The sequence below is a fragment of the Streptomyces sp. SID3343 genome, from assembly GCF_009865215.1.
GTDB lineage: Bacteria > Actinomycetota > Actinomycetes > Streptomycetales > Streptomycetaceae > Embleya.
On record NZ_WWJX01000362.1, the window covers coordinates 1 to 677 of the forward strand.

2 pseudogenes are annotated in these 677 nt (G+C 72.8%); one reads left to right on the forward strand and one right to left on the reverse strand.

The annotated features are described in order from the left end of the window. Nucleotides 1-333, forward strand: a pseudogene (locus GT354_RS12170) (hypothetical protein); the annotation flags it as partial. A 79-nt stretch (nucleotides 334-412) separates the two neighbouring features. Here the strand turns inward: GT354_RS12170 and GT354_RS12175 are convergent. After that, a pseudogene (locus GT354_RS12175) lies at nucleotides 413-677 on the reverse strand (hypothetical protein); the annotation flags it as partial.

The following is a 677-nucleotide window of genomic DNA, read 5'->3' on the forward strand; positions in this document are numbered from 1 at the left end:
GGCGTGGACAACCTCGCGACGCTCGGCCCCGACGCGCTGCGCACCGCCGCCGCGATCGTCGCCGAGATCACCGTCGTCGCCGTGCCCACCGCGCTCGGCACCACGTGGTGGCGCGGGCGCGCCGGTGACGGCGCCCACGAAGGCGAGCACCCACCGGACGGCGGCGGATCGGTCGGCGACGCGGCCCGGGAAGGAGCACAGGCCGCCCCCGCCGAAGCGGGAACGGCCTGCGAGACTGCCGAAGGAGATCGGTTGGCGACCGCCGAAGCGACCGGAGCCGACCGGCCCCGGATCAACCGGGTCGGACGAACCGCCCGGAACCAACCGTCCTGAACGCACCCTTCACAGCGATCGATCCACAGCGATCCGATCGGTCCGATCGGTCCACAGCGATCGGTCCACGGCGATCCGTCTAGAACGAACCGTCCACGAACTTGTGGAACCGGTCCGGGAGCTTGTCCAGGCAGCGCTGCTCGCCGGTCTTGGTGAGCGCGCTGTCCATGCAGTCGTAGTAGTCCTTGTTGGCGGCCTCGAAGCCCCACAGACCCACCACGTACACGACCGCGATCACGCCCGTGACCAGACCCGCGAGGGCCGCGCCCGACCGGGAGCCCGGCGCGCGCCGCACCCGCGGTCGGTTGGCCGGTCCGCCCGGCGCGTGTCCGGGGTGCCTGGCG